The organism is Veillonella rogosae JCM 15642 (assembly GCF_002959775.1).
GTDB lineage: Bacteria > Bacillota > Negativicutes > Veillonellales > Veillonellaceae > Veillonella > Veillonella rogosae.
Map to the genome: position 1 here is coordinate 138,144 of NZ_PPCX01000012.1, position 17,323 is coordinate 155,466.

The 17,323-nt window shown below is 37.7% G+C and carries 17 protein-coding genes; 1 reads left to right on the top strand and 16 read right to left on the bottom strand.

Features of this window, described 5'->3' with window-relative positions; all coding sequences use genetic code 11:
- Positions 1–127: 127 nt before the first annotated feature.
- The 9 genes from VRHSUH09_RS09180 to thiT form a co-directional block, all read right to left on the bottom strand.
- Entirely contained in the window at positions 128–1,156 is a 1,029-nt protein-coding gene (locus VRHSUH09_RS09180; RefSeq protein ID WP_105081997.1) for an AraC family transcriptional regulator, read from the bottom strand.
- 51 nt (positions 1,157–1,207) lie between these two features.
- The gene (locus VRHSUH09_RS09185) at positions 1,208–1,849 is read right to left on the bottom strand and encodes a hypothetical protein (RefSeq protein WP_054746889.1); all 642 of its coding nucleotides are present in this window, start codon (positions 1,847–1,849) and stop codon (positions 1,208–1,210) included.
- A gap of 141 nt (positions 1,850–1,990) precedes the next feature.
- Positions 1,991–2,257 carry a SemiSWEET family transporter gene (locus VRHSUH09_RS09190; RefSeq protein ID WP_009351082.1) on the bottom strand — a complete coding sequence of 89 codons (267 nt, stop codon included), beginning with the start codon at positions 2,255–2,257 and terminating at the stop codon, positions 1,991–1,993.
- A 375-nt stretch (positions 2,258–2,632) separates the two neighbouring features.
- A complete protein-coding gene (locus VRHSUH09_RS09195; RefSeq protein WP_105081998.1) occupies positions 2,633–3,664 on the bottom strand; it encodes a helix-turn-helix transcriptional regulator in 1,032 nt (343 codons plus the stop codon).
- A 14-nt stretch (positions 3,665–3,678) separates the two neighbouring features.
- Entirely contained in the window at positions 3,679–4,746 is a 1,068-nt protein-coding gene (locus VRHSUH09_RS09200; RefSeq protein ID WP_105081999.1) for a zeta toxin family protein, read from the bottom strand.
- A gap of 71 nt (positions 4,747–4,817) precedes the next feature.
- Positions 4,818–5,153, bottom strand: coding sequence for a cupin domain-containing protein (locus VRHSUH09_RS09205; RefSeq protein WP_054746891.1), 336 nt, complete (start codon positions 5,151–5,153; stop codon positions 4,818–4,820).
- Positions 5,154–5,450: 297 nt separating this feature from the next.
- On the bottom strand, positions 5,451–6,686 hold the full coding sequence (locus VRHSUH09_RS09210; RefSeq protein WP_105082000.1) for a molybdopterin molybdotransferase MoeA: 1,236 nt from the start codon (positions 6,684–6,686) through the stop codon (positions 5,451–5,453).
- Positions 6,667–7,791 (bottom strand): molybdopterin-guanine dinucleotide biosynthesis protein MobB, encoded by a 1,125-nt coding sequence (locus VRHSUH09_RS09215; RefSeq protein WP_105082001.1) that lies wholly within the window; start codon positions 7,789–7,791, stop codon positions 6,667–6,669. The genes VRHSUH09_RS09210 and VRHSUH09_RS09215 overlap by 20 nt, the downstream gene beginning before the upstream one ends.
- The gene (gene thiT, locus VRHSUH09_RS09220) at positions 7,784–8,314 is read right to left on the bottom strand and encodes an energy-coupled thiamine transporter ThiT (protein WP_105082002.1); all 531 of its coding nucleotides are present in this window, start codon (positions 8,312–8,314) and stop codon (positions 7,784–7,786) included. Before thiT ends, VRHSUH09_RS09215 begins: the two co-directional genes overlap by 8 nt.
- A 198-nt stretch (positions 8,315–8,512) precedes the next feature.
- On the opposite strand from thiT, the gene VRHSUH09_RS09225 reads away from it, so the two are divergent.
- The gene (locus tag VRHSUH09_RS09225; RefSeq protein ID WP_009351075.1) at positions 8,513–9,499 is read left to right on the top strand and encodes a GMP reductase; all 987 of its coding nucleotides are present in this window, start codon (positions 8,513–8,515) and stop codon (positions 9,497–9,499) included.
- A gap of 72 nt (positions 9,500–9,571) precedes the next feature.
- Here VRHSUH09_RS09225 and VRHSUH09_RS09230 read toward each other — a convergent pair whose 3' ends face one another.
- The 7 genes from VRHSUH09_RS09230 to argB form a co-directional block, all read right to left on the bottom strand.
- Positions 9,572–10,756: an MFS transporter gene (locus VRHSUH09_RS09230; protein WP_105082003.1), complete on the bottom strand. Its 1,185-nt coding sequence runs from the start codon at positions 10,754–10,756 to the stop codon at positions 9,572–9,574.
- A 179-nt stretch (positions 10,757–10,935) separates the two neighbouring features.
- Positions 10,936–11,964, bottom strand: coding sequence for a DUF805 domain-containing protein (locus VRHSUH09_RS09235; protein ID WP_105082004.1), 1,029 nt, complete (start codon positions 11,962–11,964; stop codon positions 10,936–10,938).
- A 92-nt stretch (positions 11,965–12,056) separates the two neighbouring features.
- Positions 12,057–13,412 (bottom strand): C4-dicarboxylate transporter DcuC, encoded by a 1,356-nt coding sequence (gene dcuC / locus VRHSUH09_RS09240; protein WP_105082005.1) that lies wholly within the window; start codon positions 13,410–13,412, stop codon positions 12,057–12,059.
- A 179-nt stretch (positions 13,413–13,591) separates the two neighbouring features.
- Positions 13,592–14,770: a M20 metallopeptidase family protein gene (locus VRHSUH09_RS09245; RefSeq protein ID WP_105082006.1), complete on the bottom strand. Its 1,179-nt coding sequence runs from the start codon at positions 14,768–14,770 to the stop codon at positions 13,592–13,594.
- A gap of 95 nt (positions 14,771–14,865) precedes the next feature.
- Positions 14,866–15,048 (bottom strand): hypothetical protein, encoded by a 183-nt coding sequence (locus VRHSUH09_RS09250; RefSeq protein ID WP_054746902.1) that lies wholly within the window; start codon positions 15,046–15,048, stop codon positions 14,866–14,868.
- Positions 15,049–15,186: 138 nt separating this feature from the next.
- A complete protein-coding gene (locus VRHSUH09_RS09255) occupies positions 15,187–16,374 on the bottom strand; it encodes an aspartate aminotransferase family protein (protein ID WP_054746904.1) in 1,188 nt (395 codons plus the stop codon).
- Positions 16,375–16,456: 82 nt separating this feature from the next.
- Complete coding sequence (argB, locus tag VRHSUH09_RS09260) at positions 16,457–17,314, bottom strand: acetylglutamate kinase (RefSeq protein ID WP_105082007.1); 858 nt, start codon at positions 17,312–17,314, stop codon at positions 16,457–16,459.
- Positions 17,315–17,323 lie beyond the last annotated feature (9 nt).

Below are 17,323 nucleotides of genomic sequence, written 5' to 3' on the forward strand. Positions count from 1 at the left end.
AATGTCTAATGATCAATTACTTTAGAATATACAAAATTACCTATACCTAATGATTGTATATATTCCTAAAATCAGTTACGAAATTATGACAATATTGTTTGCTTACTAGCGTATTTGATCTTTACTACTATGACTTCAACTTACTAACAATAGCTTCTAGCTGTGCTTTCACATCCTCTAACTTTTGATTGGCTTCATCCAACTCAACCGTTTCTCTAGCTTCAGGTTGATAGGGCAAGCAAGATTGTAATAGGTCCATAATATCCTCTTCTTGTGTAGAGATGATTTCCTTCCAATCATGTAACTTTGTTTTACGTCCCAACTCTTTTGCTTGCTTGCGATATTCTGATGGGGTGGTATGAAAATGCTTTTTAAAAGCCACATTAAAAGCCTTAATATCTGCAAAACCACAATTGATGGCAATATGAGCCACACTATCTGTAGAGTTAGCCAAACTTACGGTAGCCTCCCGTAGTCTCAAACGCAATACATATTCTAAAAAGGAAACACCTAATTGGCGTTTAAAGAACTGTGACGTATAGTTCACATTATAACCACCAATTTTAGCAATATCTTCCAATTCAATTTTTTGCTGATAGTTTTCGTCAATATAAGCAATCATCTTGTCAAAAGCAGCTTCCTTCATATCAGCAGGCTTTGTATTTGAATGAATAGACTTAACCGCCTCAATCTCGCTATATACATCACTAGCTAAGCCTAAGTAATGATGCTCTAACCACAACTGATTGGCCGGACTTTTACCGTCCACCATTAACAACATCATCATGGCTACATGGTATCTCACTGATGTAAAGAATGGATTATAACGATTCGTTTCATCAGATCGAACCATAAATTGATACATACTAAAATTAGGATCAAATTGTTGGAAGAAGTTCTTCCCTACATGAATAACGAGGGCCGTTGTATCCTCTTCTAAAGCTAATGTAGCGTGTCCTACTTGAGGAGAAATAATAATTGTATCGAGTGGCTCCATCGTGAAAACCTCACTATTACAGCTCATCTCAATACGGCCCTTTAATAAGATAAGGATTTCCGTTTCTCCATGCCAATTGTAATGATAGGTACTAACCTTATATATATGGCTACTAAAATCTATATGATTATGTTTGTATGTATAGTGGAAATAATCCATATTAGCTATATGCTCCCTAAAATTTTAACAATAATTATTAAGTACCAAGTTTTATAAGCCAATTTTCTCTAATAGAGATAAGGTAAACATAGAAATACCTGCACCGATTCCAGCAGCTACTGATATTGTCAGATACGGAATATCAAGAACTATTTTAAACGTTTTAAAAAACAGCACTATCTGTAAAAGTCCACAGGTCAAGGTTGTCCCAAAAATTACTGCGCCTGCGAAAACCATATTAACAATATTTGTCAGTACAAAAACAGACATCAGTGAAAAAATAAATAACTCTATACTCTTAACTAAAAATATTTCTGAATAAGCATATAAATACACCATAAAAACTCGCTTTAATGTTAATGCAGCGTCAGCCCCTCTTGCTATCAACAAAAAGACAGGCACGAACACAACAGACATAACGACAAAAGTTACAAATGATCCTGCTATATTCATTGCAAGAGTAGGATTAATTAAAAGTTCAGCTAATGTTGTTGTAGATTCAGGTTTTAATAAATTAACACTTACGCTCCCCAAAGTCATAATAAATAGCATGAATACTATATAAAATACAACAGCTTTTATAGAACCGCTTAAAGTTCCTCTATCCCGAAAGTATGGCAACCATAAGTTAGGACTCACAACGGCATTAAAAATTTGTCTATATACACTAATAGAGTCAGTACTATTAACCACAAAAACCTCTCTTATTTACATAAAAAATGCATCCCTTAGAAATTCAAGGGATGCATTCATTATGATATATTTATTTAACAACGGTCAACAGCAACTTAATTTGTAATTAAGTCTGGGAGTGTGACAATCTTATATATAAAATTACATAAGAGCTGTAATCGCTGCTGCTAAACCGAAGAAGATACCTGGTGCATTGGCTAATGCTACTGGAATATCTCTATGTTCTTTAAACAAACCATATAAAACCCATAATGTACAGTTGATAGCCGCTACTAAAGGTTGGATCCAATCACCAGTACCTGGATGTGCTAAGTTGTTCATAATTTGTGGGAAGTAAGATACATACATTGCTACAGCAGTAACAGTTGCAACTTTCCCTAAGTTTTCCATAAATTTTACTTGATTCATTATATCCTCCAAATTGATTAACTTTATGTTGTTATTAATTCCTCATGAACTATATTCTACTCAGTTTAGAGAATCTAACTATCCAATATAAAAGGTAAATTTTTGAATAAAATTAAGCCAAAAGTATAGTTTCCCTTATCTTTTTCTTATTCTGATGACACACACATATATAAATTTCTCTAGGAAACATATGTAAAAAAGCACTATTCATAACGAACAGTGCTTTTTAAATCATTTACCCTAAATTTAATATATAGAAAATCACCTAATTCTAATGTTTCTATATGATCCAAAAATTTAATTTACATTAGTCCAAATTCTATTTACAACATATTCGAGTTAAACCATCAATCAGAAGATTAATTAGAACATTAATTATAATGCCTTTACCACGTCTACCACGTCGGCCAACTTCGCTTTTAAAGCTTCTAGTTTTTGACTCATAAACTCTAGCTCACTCTTAGCACGCGAATCATCTTCATAAGATAAAAACGAATGTAGTAGCTCAAGGACATCTTGATTTTCAACTGATACGATTTCTACGCCGTCTTGCAATGTAGTTTTACGGCCAATGGCTTTTACTTGCTTTCGATATTCGGTGGGAGTCATACGGAAATACTTTTTGAAAGCTACATTAAAGGCTTTAATATCTGCAAAGCCACAACTACTCGCAATCCTAGCGATCGCCTCATCTGAGCTCGTCAGCTGAACAGTTGCATCTCTTAATCGCAATCTCAGTACATAATCTACAAAGGAAATCCCCATTTGGCGCTTAAAGAATTGAGACGTATAAGCCACATTATAACCACCAATCTTAGCAATATCTTCTAACTCAAGCTTTTGCCGATAGTGTCCATCAATATAAGCAATCATCTTATCAAAGGTAGCAGGTTTAATATCGCCAGGTCGTGCGTTTTCATGAACAAGTTTAACTGGCTCAAATTCTCTAAATACATCACCTGCTAACGCTAAATAATGATGCTCAACCCACATGCGATGTACGGGACTTTCACCTTTAGCCATCAACAACAACATCATCGCCGCATGGTGACGTAAGGTGGTAAAAAATTGATTATGCCTAGTACTTTCATCAGAACGCACAACAAATTGATAGGATCCAAAATCGGGATCATACTGTTGATAAAACTCGTTCCCCACATGAATTGTAAAAGCTATTACATCCTCCTCAAGGGCTAATGTTGAATGCCCCACTTGAGGTGAAATAATAACTGCATCAAGAGGCTCTAAGGTAAACAATTCGTCATTACAACTCATCTCAATGCGCCCTTTTAATAAGATGAGAATCTCTGTTTCCCCATGCCAGTTGTAATGGTATGTACCAACTCGATATATGGTACTACTAAACTCTATGTAATTATGTTTATATGAATAGTCGAAGTAATCCATTACACTTTTACTCCCTAAGGCAATTTCGCTCTTAACGCCTGTTCCTGTGATTTACTCACTTCTAACAAGGTAGATTCATCTTTAGTCCACGGACCAAATAAAATTTGTTCTACCACAGTTCCAACAGATTCAGTACATAATTTTGAATTATATACTTGTTCTAAATTACGTTTATACACTTGAAGGCTTTCAAAAAGTCCACTCTGTTCTAGTTCAGTAATATTAGCGACCAAGGATTTTACAATTCCATCATGATGCCCTTTAGGTGTGGCTCTCGCTTGCAGCGGATCTACTACAAGCATTTCTAGATAACGTAATTGCGTCGTCAAATAAGATAACTCTGGCTTAGTAGCAATCAAACAAAAGTCGACGGTATAGCCTTTAGATTTTAATAATGTAGCTGTATTAATTGGTACTGCGGCTGAACGTAATGTGCCTTCAATAATTAAATTGTATTTTAAAGAGCTTAATTTATCAATTACAGCCTCTACCATCTTACCGGCAAACATTTTTGTGTAATCTACACTATCAACACCATATTTCTCTTGTAACTCTCTAAAATACGGGTGTTGAGCACGATATGTATCGCCATCAATGACAATATAATTACCTTTTGACTCTAGCATTTTCACACGATGAATTGTGGTTTTCCCTGCTCCACTTTGACCACCTAAAATAACAGCACGAGGTGTACTAGATATATTTTTATTAAACGTTAATAAATTAATGGTACGTTCTAAGGCCTTATCAAAGTCTTCAGAATTATAGGACTCAATAGCTTGTACATCACTAGTCTCTTTAACAGCTTTAACATCACTAATGTCATAAGAAGCTTGTGCTAATGACTCTGTAATAGTATTTTCAAGTTTTACCATATCTAACTTTAGAATATCTAACTCATGTATAGACGTAGCTAAATATAACTCTGTATTTACAATATGAGAATACGCTTTTAATAGCTCTACACAGTCACTAGTGCCACTCCCCTCAACTAAGTTACAGAGACGCGCTAATGTTTCCGCGCTTTGTTCTTTTAGAACTTCTATTTGTAAAGTTAAATTATACTGTTCAACGACATTCATACATTCGACCTCTCTTAACGCATTAAAAATGCATCCCTTATAATCCAAGGGATGCATTCATTATGATATATTTATTTAACTACGGTCAACAGCATCTTGAAGTTTTCTCGGGCATCGAGGCTATGAGGCACTTCAGATGGCATAATCAATGTTTCACCAGCTTTCACATTGTGTTCTACATCACCGATGACGATGTGTGCCTCACCATCAAGAATTTGCACAATCGCGTCACCTACAGTTACATGCGTTGAGATTTCTTCGCCCTTTGGTAACGCAAACAAGGTAATACTGAGGCGTTCATTTTGGGCAATCGTAATACTAATCACTTGCCCTTCTTTATACTCTAAACGATCGTCTAGATGTAAAATTTCGTTCACTGGGATATTTTTTGTGAAAGTCTTACTCATAGAAATCACTCCTTATATAACTATATGATGGTAAAAGTAATTAAAAAGTAGATTGAAATACATTTTGTCAAAACTTAATTGATGTAACTAAAAGGATTATCCTTTCGTTGAGTTTATTATAAATTAATTGAGATTTAATTTCAGTACCTATAGCAACAGAATTAAAATAATTTTATATAAACAAATAGACGAGGCCTCTAAATAGACCTCGTCTTATTATTATCACTAAATATTACAGATATGTAACATCCTAAATTTTGAAATGTTAAACGTCTATAACTATTAATCTCATATAATTTAAATCGCAGGTAGCAGCCCTAATAGATACACATCAAAGGTATCGCCAGGATGTACTTCGTGTACACCACGCGGAATACATGCCAATGCATTAACCGTATATAAGCCTAACATGCTACTACTATTAAAGTGACGGTTAGCCACAAAGCGTGGCGCACCACCACCAAAGATTACTTTACCTTGTACATAGCGATCAAAAGCATTGCGTTTAAAAATTTCCGAATCCATAACACAGGCCACCACTGGTGTAGTCCAGTTTGCCAAACCTTTATAGCGCTTCAAGGTTGGTGCTACGATTAAATGCCAACCGTTAAAGGCAGCCCCTGGATTACCAGATAGACCAAAGATGATTTGACCTTTCGGTGTCACAGCACCATAAGATGCCGCACCAGGACGCATTTGAATACGTGCATAAATAGATTGAGCACCTAGTTTCTCATAAATAAGTGGCATCGTATCAAAGAGACCTACCGATACACCACCAGAACTGATGATAATATCTGCCTCTTCACTAAGTTTCAACACGTGGTTGATTTCAGACTCTAGTTCCTCAGGAGCATCGCTTACGTGATAGTGTGTAATCTTGTGAAAGCCTAAATCTTCTAAGAGGCCACAAATCATAGCTCGATTAGAATTATAGATTTTACCAGGTGTTAAGCTTTCACCAGGCTCAATTACCTCATGACCTGATGTAAGAACTAACACGCGAGGCATCACATTGACAATAACCTCAGTCAGCCCAAGACCCGTCAAAATGGTTTGTACCGTAGATGTTACCTCTGTACCTCGTGGAATCACAAGGGTTCCCGCAACGCACTCTTCACCTTGAGGGATAATATGATCGCCACATTGATAGTTGCCTTGAATAGTAATCGTTGTTTGCGGTTCTCCTGTGCCAACCACTTGTTCTTGCATGATAACCGTATCACATGTATCAGGCACAGGTGCACCAGTCATAATACGAACTGCATGACCAGGTTCAACAGGGTGCTCCCACACAACGCCGGCACCAATAACACCGTCAACGATATAGTCATTACGACCCTCTTCGTAGGCAATGGCATAGCCATCCATCGCAGATTTGGGGAATGCAGGTACATCAGTTGAGGCCATAATATCCTCAGCTAATACGTATCCCTTCGCAGCCTTAACAGCAATAGTTTCAGTTTTATGAACTTGTGTTTGTAAGGCCTCATCCCATAATTGGAGTGCCTTCTCAACAGTAACGACGGCCATGTAAACACCTCATCATTTCCTGTATATGGCGTACCAATTCAGGTACGTCTTGATCCAACTTGTCAATTTCAATTGTCGCCACTCGGTCCATTGCATCCGAGATAAGCTCTTCCGTATGTCCCTCTTGTGTAACCTCTATAATAGGGGCAATACCTTGGGACCGTGTTTCTAGTATAACTATATCGACTGGCATATGCTGTGTCAAATCATACAGACTAGACTGTTCTTTCGTACGTATACGAATTGCTGTTTCATTAGGCCCTGCAATAGCAACCGCATTAGCCCCTGCTTTATAGGCAAGGTCTGTATCTGTCCCTTCATGATCCATGTGAAAGCCGTGTTTATCACTCTTTACAACACCGACGGATAAACCAACTCGTTGTAATTCTGATACTAGACGTGTTACTACCGTTGTCTTTCCTGTTTTCCGTTTAGATGCCACTACACTAATAAGCGGCACACGACGGAACTCATTTTCTGCTAAAGCACGTGCCCATTGGTAGTCTTCAAATCGATTAATATTACTTAGTTCCCAAGTATAATCACTAGCATCTACATGCTCAACATGACCGATGACATCAAGGGCATGATGCAAAGACATATCCTCACCGACGAGAACAGACTGAATTAAAGATGCAATATGCGTTCTATAAATGCCAGCCATAGGCTCAACTTTATCTCTGTCACCATAAGGAATAATGGCGTTCCAATCATTATGATCTACTTGGTATAGCCAATCAAAATAGAGATCCATCTCCATAAATGGCATATCCACGGCCATAACTGCATAAGCAGGGCTAGGTCCTACCGCCAAGGTGCTATACAGGCCTCCTAACGGTCCACATCGCTCAATAGAATCACGAACAATAGAAACTTTTTCTTGTTCATCGTTCGATAATGTATCAATAATATGAGTCTGTATGGCATGACCTAATTGCTCATCGTCCCCAATAGAGATCAAAATATCATGTACATCTGCATCAAGCCCCTTTCGGAGGGCATGAGATATGAGACTTTCACCACCAACCCAGGACAATAAAGCCTTTGGTTGGCCCATTCTGGTACTAAGACCACCAGCTAAAATAATTAAACCTAATTTATCCACGACGTCGTAAACCTCGTTTAACACCTTGATAGATGAATAATAAAACTACAATATTTAAAATGCCATCTGGCACCATATAGGAAGCATTATAAACCATAGAGTAAATCCAAGGATTTTGCCCTTGTGGTGCATAGCTAGCAAAGACTACGGCGCCACTGATAACAGATACTGCCCAACGCAATGCGATACCTACAATAGAGCCAGTAATAAGTCCAAAAATAGAATCTTTGAAGTAACCGCAAACGCCAATAACACCATACGCTACCAAGTAATCTAAGATAATACTTAAATAATGAACAGATGATTTAAAACCTAAAATAAAGTGTAAAATACCGTACACAACACCGACAAAAATACCGCGTGTACCGCCCCAACGGTATGCATAAATCATAAGTGGCACTAAAGCTGCGGCCTTAATAGATCCCCCTTGTGGCATATGGAAAAGCGTAATAAATGACAAAACTTGGGCAATAGCAATTGCCACGCCTGCTTCAGTAAGCATACGAGTTTTTGATTGATCCATTTCAATCGACCTCCTCACAATTATATGTTTTCATATATGTATTTTAACTGATATTTTCTATTTATAAAGTCTACTTGTATTGTACTACAGTTTTTTTGTGATACCAAACAAAATATTCGGAACGTATTGAAAATTTTGCGAGTCTCTTGTATAATGGTACAGGTTCAATATGTAATACTCGAAGGAGATATAGAAACTATGATTAACACAACGAACATCTTTGATTATGAAGACGTGCAATTAATTCCTAATAAATGTATCGTCAGTAGCCGTAGCGAATGTGATACACATGTAAAATTAGGTAAACGCACATTCCGCTTACCAGTGGTACCTGCAAATATGCAAACTATCATTGACGAAGAGTTGGCTGAAAAATTAGCACGCGAAGGCTATTTCTATATCATGCATCGTTTTCAACCTCAACGTCGTATGGACTTTGTAAAACGCATGCACGACCTTAACTTATATTCTTCCATTTCTATCGGCGTAAAAGCTGAAGAATTTGCTTTAGTTGATGAATTCAAAAAAGCAAACTTAACACCTGAATACATCACAATCGATATTGCACATGGTCACTCCAATGCAGTAATCGAAATGATTCAATACATTAAAAAGAACTTACCTGAAACATTCATTATCGCTGGTAATGTTGGTACACCAGAAGCAGTTCGTGAACTTGAAAATGCTGGCGCTGACGCTACTAAAGTAGGTATTGGTCCTGGTAAAGTTTGTATCACTAAATTAAAAACGGGCTTTGGTACTGGTGGCTGGCAATTAGCTGCTGTTCGCTGGTGCGCAAAAGCAGCTACAAAACCTATCATCGCTGACGGCGGTATCCGTGACCATGGCGACATCGCTAAATCTATTCGTTTTGGTGCGACTATGGTTATGATCGGTTCTCTCTTTGCTGGTCACGAAGAATCCCCAGGGGATGAAAAAATCGTTGACGGTAAAGCAGTAAAAGAATACTTTGGTTCTGCTTCTGAGTTCCAAAAAGGGGAACGCAAAAACGTAGAAGGCAAAAAAATCTTCATCGACTCCAAAGGTTCTATCTTTGATACATTAGTTGAAATGGAACAAGATTTACAATCTGCTATCTCTTATGCTGGCGGCACTACTTTACAAGCAATCCGCAAAGTAGACTACGTACTTGTTAAAAACTCCATCTTCAACGGCGATCGCTAAAATTAATACTACATGTAAAAGCCACAGGTTATATCCTGTGGCTTTTTTGTGTCTCTGGGGCTATTATTTAAATTAAACTTCAGCTTCTTTTGATTTTTCCATTAACATATAAGCGTATTTACCAGTACCTGCACTTACTACGAGTAATGCAGTCAATACGATAAATGCCACTGTAAGACTTGTACCATGAGCGATGAAACCAATCAATGCTGGTCCCATCAAAATTCCCATATAGCCTAGCATTGTAGATGTTGCCACAGCTTGTGTCATAGGAATTACATTTTGTTCCCCCATAGCAGAGAACAAGTTTGGTACTACCATAGCTAAGGAGATACCAAGTAATAAGTAGGTATACATAGAACCATAGCCAGGTAAGAATACGATAAGGCCCATTGCAATGGCACCTAACAAATAACCACCAATAACAACTTGTTTAGAGGTTAAGTGTTTACCAATTGTATTACCAAGAAGACGGCCAATACACATAGTTCCATTAAAGAGCATAACGCCCATAACGGCTTCTTCGATAACAATACCTTTATCTTCGAATAAGTATAGTGCACTCCAATCCCCTACTGCACCTTCAACTAAGTAAGATACAAAGGACAAAAGACCAAAGATAATAGCAATGGGATGGAAGGATAATGGGCTTTTAGATTTTTTTGTAACCTTTGCATTTGGATCACTGCCAAAGGTCAACATAAATTGGCTAACCACAACCATGGCAATGAATAATACGATGAGAAGTCCCCAAATACTTTCATTAACAGGTAAGGATAATATTTTCAAGAGCACCAGCAAAACACCAGCACCAGCAAAACCACCTAAACTCCATCCACCGTGGAAGGCACCCATTAAATGTTTCTTACTTACCTTTTCTGTCAAAATTGCCTGTAAATTTGCAGAGGCACCACTCAGCCCCATGCCAACGCCAAAGAAAAACAGGGCTATGGTAGCTTCAAAAATAGTAGAACACCACGTCACAATACCAAGGGATAACATACCAATAAAGCTACCAATGGTAACGGTTTTCTTGCAACCTAAGGACTCTACCAGTTTGCCTGCTATAGCCATAGCTAAACAAGAACCTACACCGAGCAACAAAATCATGGATCCTAGTACATCTTCACCGATGTTAAGCTTTGCCTTTAAATACGGCACGAAGCCTGCCCATAAGGCGGTATACATGCCAGGAATAAAAAAGGCCCCGAAAGCACCACGAATATTTGCTGTTGAAATAGAAACTTGATTGTTCATTACATCCTTTCTGGCTTCTAGAACCGTCCGGCGAAGAAAGGCCCTTTTTATCCGCAGCGGGCTAAAACTTGCACCATTGCAGGAAACCATTTTAATTACATATGATTTAATCTTGGAATATAATAAACCTCTTTACAGAAAATGTAAAGAGGTTTATTTAGCATAATTCAATATTAACGTTATTCGTTAATAGAATTTAATTCAATGCCTTTTATAGATGGTTTAAACACAGTCATATACAAAGTATAGATATTAATAAACGGAATAAACAAGGCTACTAACCAATACCCGCTAAGACCTGTATCATGTAATCTTCTAACAGTACAACTGATATTAGCTAACATATACCATATCCAAAAAAACCAATAGATAACTAAACTAGCAACAATAGCTGTATCTATATTAAAAATATTTTCATAGAAGTAAAACAAAATAGGGTTGAGAGCATATGTTATGATCTGGAACATAAATACGCCCCAGTATAACTCTTGTCTTTTTGCTCTAGTTCGATAATCAAACAACTTGTTAATAAACATAGTTCTAAAGGAATCTATAGAATGAGATAAACCAATCGTATCCCAAATATCCTCTCGCTTTTTATCACCACTAGAACTATATATCGGTTTATAGCTGATAATGTATTCTCCACTTTTCTGCTTTCCATTTGGCAAACCATAACGATTAGATTCTTTATTAGAAGGCACAAATATTAGCAATAAGAGTACTATATACTCATAGAAAAGATAAATGTAAAAGTCTACAGTCACTCTAAGATCTATATCAGTAAGGTTTTGATTATATCCCCAAAAGCCTAGTAGTAGTATATTAAAAATTAAAATAATATACTGTAAACACCGTCCAAGAGCACTACCACTATAATCATTTAAGCGTCGTTTACCTAATTCTGATAATGTAAAAGCACCTAGAAGATTGATGACAATTGTCATGATAAAAAATATCGGCTCATCAATATAATAATCAGAGGTGAGAACAATTCGTCCAAAATAATTAGAAAAAGTATCATTTGGAGTTAACTTTAAAGAGTCTACAATACCTAAAAGATTTATTAAATTGCCAATATAGACTTCTAAGAGAAGAAACAATACCCCTATAAGGTATGGAAATCTTGTTAGCCTTTGGTTAAGAAAAAGATTCTTAACATTAGACTTTAATAATAGCCATTCATCCAAAAAATTAAAGTTAATCATTCAAGCCCCGTATTTCATATATCTAAAAAACATTAATAACAGTACTAACTAGTACCATAACATATTACACAAGTTTTAGTATATATCTAAGTTTAATAGAGTATCCATATCCCCATACAGCTAGTAAGTAATGCCACAAGAACAGGTACCGCAGTTCGTTTAAGTAAGTCTACTGACTTAATATGTGCCACACCTGCTACGCCGACCATTACAGGACTAATAGGGCTAAGGAATAAGCCTAGGCTTGCACCGTTTTGCATACCAAGCATAGTAGTAATCGGATCAAGTCCTAGATGAGCTACGATATTTGGTACTAGTGGAACTAATGTAAATAAAGGTGCCACATTGCTGCCAGTTACCATGCTAAGACCTAACATACCACCCCCTAGGACAGAGGTAAGTCCTATGGAGTTAAGGGATAGTGTTTGAAGTGCACTAACTAAGGATTCAATAAGACCTAAACTCACTAGTCCTTGTGCAAAGATTTGTCCCCCTATAATAAGGGTCACTGCATAGGAGAATTGGTTCCCCATACCTTCAAAGAAAATCGTTGTACTCTTAAGGACGATCCGTAAATTACGGTGTCGAATCAATTCCGCTAACAAGGCAATACCAAAAGCGAGCATCATAGCCAGGGTTACATTCATCTTCACACCAGGAAAACCATATTGACTAAAGCCCAAGATAAAACACAATGGTAATAATGGGAATATCATATACAGCTTAGGCCCTATTGGAGCCTCTGGAATACTTTCACAAGCATCTATAGTCTTAGGTTCCTCCACTCGATCACGATATTTCTGCCAGAAAAAGTGTGCTATAGCCGTCACAATAGCGACTAAGAAATAAAGACGCAACTGGTAGCCTACAAAATAGTTTGGCACAGGCATATTCAAGGTCTTTGCAATGAGTAAGGTAGATACCGCACCAGGTCCTACGTCCATAAGATGTCCCGTAGCAATAACCGCTGCAGCCCCCACTGGGCTCACCCCAAGGCGAAGCAATACGGGATACATAGTAACCATCATAAGGAGGGCAAGACTCAATGGATTAGGTACACAAATAGACAATCCCATATTAAGAAGAAACATTAGGGCCAGTACAATATATGGGCGATTCAGACGATATAAAGGACGTATAAATGTATGTGCCAATCTCGTCCCTGCCCCAATATGTTCCATATATTTTGCATAACCAGCACAGGTCATAATCATGAGGCCTAAATTTACTATATTCTCGGACGTCGTAATTCGCACAATATCCATAGCATCAAATACTAAGACACCTGTAGATTGAGACTCAACGAGTATAGCATCAATCCAATTTGCTTCATAAGCAATAAACATCATGAGAATCCCCATACCAATTAAAACTGGCTGTGGTTGATAGCGCTTCATTAACAATATACCTGTAATAGCAATAATGGTGATACATATAACTATATTCATAAATAAGCACCTCTCAACTAGAGAATATATATTAGACCTATATAAGATGTATACTACACTTGTATTAAACCCATGTTATACCTATATTATACCTATATCATGCACAAAAGATAAATAAAGATACAATGAAAAAGCACCATTATCCTTAAGATAACAGTGCTTTATTCCTTCTTATACTTTTATTTATGCTCTTTTAACCATGCAATGGCATATTCTGCATATACGGCAGATGCCGCAGATAGTACGGAGTCATCCATATTGAATCGATTATTATGATGATCGTACGTAGCCTCGATTTCAGGATTTTGAATCCCAATAAAAGCAAAGCAACCTGGTTTATCTTGTAAATACCATGCAAAGTCTTCCCCTGGCATTACTTTACGCATTTTAGAAAGTTTGTCTTTACCTAATGTATCAATAACGACACGTTCCGCCAATTCGCTAGATGCAGGATCATTAATGGTAGACGGTACTTTTTTTACATATTCTAATGTAGCAGTTGCTCCATAAGCCTCAGCAGTATGTTCTACTACGCGTCGTATGGATTCAACATAGTACTCTTCTTGGTCTGGGTCAAAGAATCGAATAGTTCCCCCCATTTTAGCTTCACCAGGGATAACATTCCATTCAGATCCAGAGTGAATGTTACCAATAGTGAGTACAAGAGAATCTAAGGCACTAACATTACGAGACACTACAGTTTGCAAGTTCATGACGATAGCACTAGCTACTACAATGGCATCAATCGCTTGATGTGGCTGTGCACCATGGCCTTGTTTACCTTTTACATTAATAGTAATCTGGCTACTTGCAGCCATACGAGGACCTTCTTCTACAGATATGAGTCCTGCTGGCAAATCAATCCACACGTGACCGCCAAAGATAGCATCTATCTTATCATACCAATCACCAAATTTGATGAAATCTGGTGCACCCGCTCCTGTCTCCTCAGCAGGTTGGAATGCTAAATATACATCGCCTTCGATGCGATCTTTCATAGACATTAACATCTTGGCAGCACCTAACAAAATAGCCATATGACCATCGTGACCACAGGCGTGCATTTTGCCTTCAGTTTCTGATTTATAGTCTACTGTATTATGTTCGTGAACAGGCAATGCATCAATATCAGCGCGCAAAGCAATGGCTTTGCCTGGTTTACCACCTCGGATGATACCAATTAGTCCGATACCACGCGCTGTATCTACATGAACCTCTACGCCCATAGATTCTAATTCTTTAGCCAGTGTCTTAGTTGTTTCAAACTCTTCATTACTGAGCTCAGGATGTTTATGAAAATATCTACGCCAATCTTGAACGTAGCCTTTATATTGTTCTATTAAATCGCGACTATGCATGATATCGCCTCCTCACTAAATCCCAATATTACTAGGAATAACATGGTAAAAGTAAAAGAAAACGACAGGCAGTGCCATGTCGTTTTCTTAGTTTCTTATCGGTTGCGCAATACTGCTTGTACCGCTAAGGATACAACAGCTGTTGCAACTGCTACAGTAGCAGTGATTTTTGCTGTTGTGAAAAGTTCTTTTTTTGTAGGTTTTGCTTTAGCAGCAATATCCAAAGTTTTTGCTACAGCAGGAACCAATACTTCGTTACGTAAGGATTCTGTATTCATATTTACTCCTCCAATATAGACTGTTTCTTCTAGGGTAACACGAATGAGAACTAAAGTCTATATATTCATCGATTTATTTCAATAATTACACGGTTACGTAACTATTTTAAATGATATTTATGAAAGTTATCCTTAACATTATTTTGCAGCTAACTCTTCAATAGCTTCAGCTACAATAGCAATCGCTTTTTCCAATTGGTCTTGAGGAATATTAAGAGCTGGTAAAAGACGTACTTTATTTTTTGCAGACAAGCATACAACGCCCTTTTCAAGACATTTCGGAATGACTGCTTTTGGATCTACTGTAGTTTCAATACCAAGCATAAGGCCCATGCCGCTCACACCTAGAATACCAGGTTTGCCTACTAAGGTAGTTTTTACATAGTCCCCTTTTGCTTTTACAGAATCTAAGAATTCTGGTGTTAAACGATTAATAATAGTATTGCCTGCTGCCGCACAGATTGGATTGCCACCAAAGGTTGTAGCATGTGCACCAGCATTTAACACATATTGCATCTTTTCATTGAATAATGTAGCCCCCATAGGAAGGCCCCCTGCTAAACCTTTTGCAGTAGATACTACATCTGGCTCAATGCCAAATTGTTGGTATGCATATAGACTACCAGTACGGCCATTACCAGTTTGTACTTCATCGATTAACACGAGTTGATCCTGTTCATGAGCATATTTTGTTACGGCTTGTACGAACTCTTTATCCAAAGGCATAACACCACCTTCACCTTGAATAGGTTCCATCATGATGGCACAAACTGCTGGATTATCAAGAGCTTTTAAGGCCGCATCAATATCATTAGCAGGTGTATGAATAAAGCCTTCTGTAAATGGGAAGAAATGTTGATGGAATACATCTTGGCCTGTAGCAGACAAGGTAGTAATAGTACGACCATGGAAGCTATTAACCAAGGTGACGATGACATGACGACCTTCACCGTATTTGTCATGGCTATATTTACGAGCTGCTTTGATAGCACATTCATTAGACTCTGCACCAGAATTAGAGAAGAATACCTTCTTCATGCCCGTTTTAGCGCACAGTTGTTTTGCCAACTCAATTTGTGGCAAAGAATAGTATAGATTTGAAATGTGGTTCAACGCATGAGATTGTTTTGTCACCGCCTCTGTCCATTCATCGTCATCTACACCAAAAGCCGTTACACCGATACCAGATCCAAGATCTATATATTCTTTACCAGTTATGTCCCATAAAAGGGACCCTTTACCCTTTTCAAAACATACGTTAAACCGGCCATACGTATTGGCTATATATTCTTTATCTTGTTGTTCAAAATCGATTGTATTACTCATTACATCCTCCGAACGTACGGCCTTGCCGTCGTCTATCTATGTGAAAGGTAATCAAATGATTACCAACATTACATCTATTGTTTTAAGCTACAAACATAGTACCAAGACCTTCATCGGTCAATAATTCGATAAGAATGGCATGTGGAATTTCACCGTTGATGATGAATACCTTCTGTGCCCCTGCTTCGATGGCCTCTAAACAGCAATCTACTTTAGGAATCATGCCTCCTGCAATAATTCCATCTGCTTTTAATTGATCCGCCTCTGCCATAGTAATTTTAGAGATTAAAGACCCTGGATCATGCACATCTTTGAGTACACCATCAATGTTAGTCATGGCCACCATAGTTTCTGCCTTGAGAGCACCTGCAATTTTCGCCGCTACCGTATCAGCATTAATATTATAGGTCTTACCATCTGCACCCATACCAATAGACGAAATAACAGGAATATAGCCACGGCTAATGACATCGTGGATAATGCTCGTATCAATGGTATCTACAGAGCCTACATACCCAAGTTCTTCGTTTTGTTTGTGAACTTGAATCATATTACCATCTACACCACAAAGACCTATTGCTTTACCACCAAGATCGGTAAGATCTGCTACGAGACCTTTATTAACCTTACCAGCTAACACCATTTGCACAACATCCATCGTCGCTTCATCGGTAACGCGTAAACCATTAGCAAAATGGGACTCAATGTTCATAGCCTCTAAGGTGCTATTAATGGCAGGTCCACCACCATGTACGAGAACAACCTTTACGCCTACTAATTGGAGTAATAACAAATCCTTCATAACAGATTTTTTTAATTCTTCATCAATCATGGCATTGCCGCCGTATTTAACGACTACGTACTGATCTGTATATTTTTTTATATATGGAACGGCTGCCGTTAGTATTTGCGCCCGCATTGCGTTTGATACATCCTTCATAGTATTACC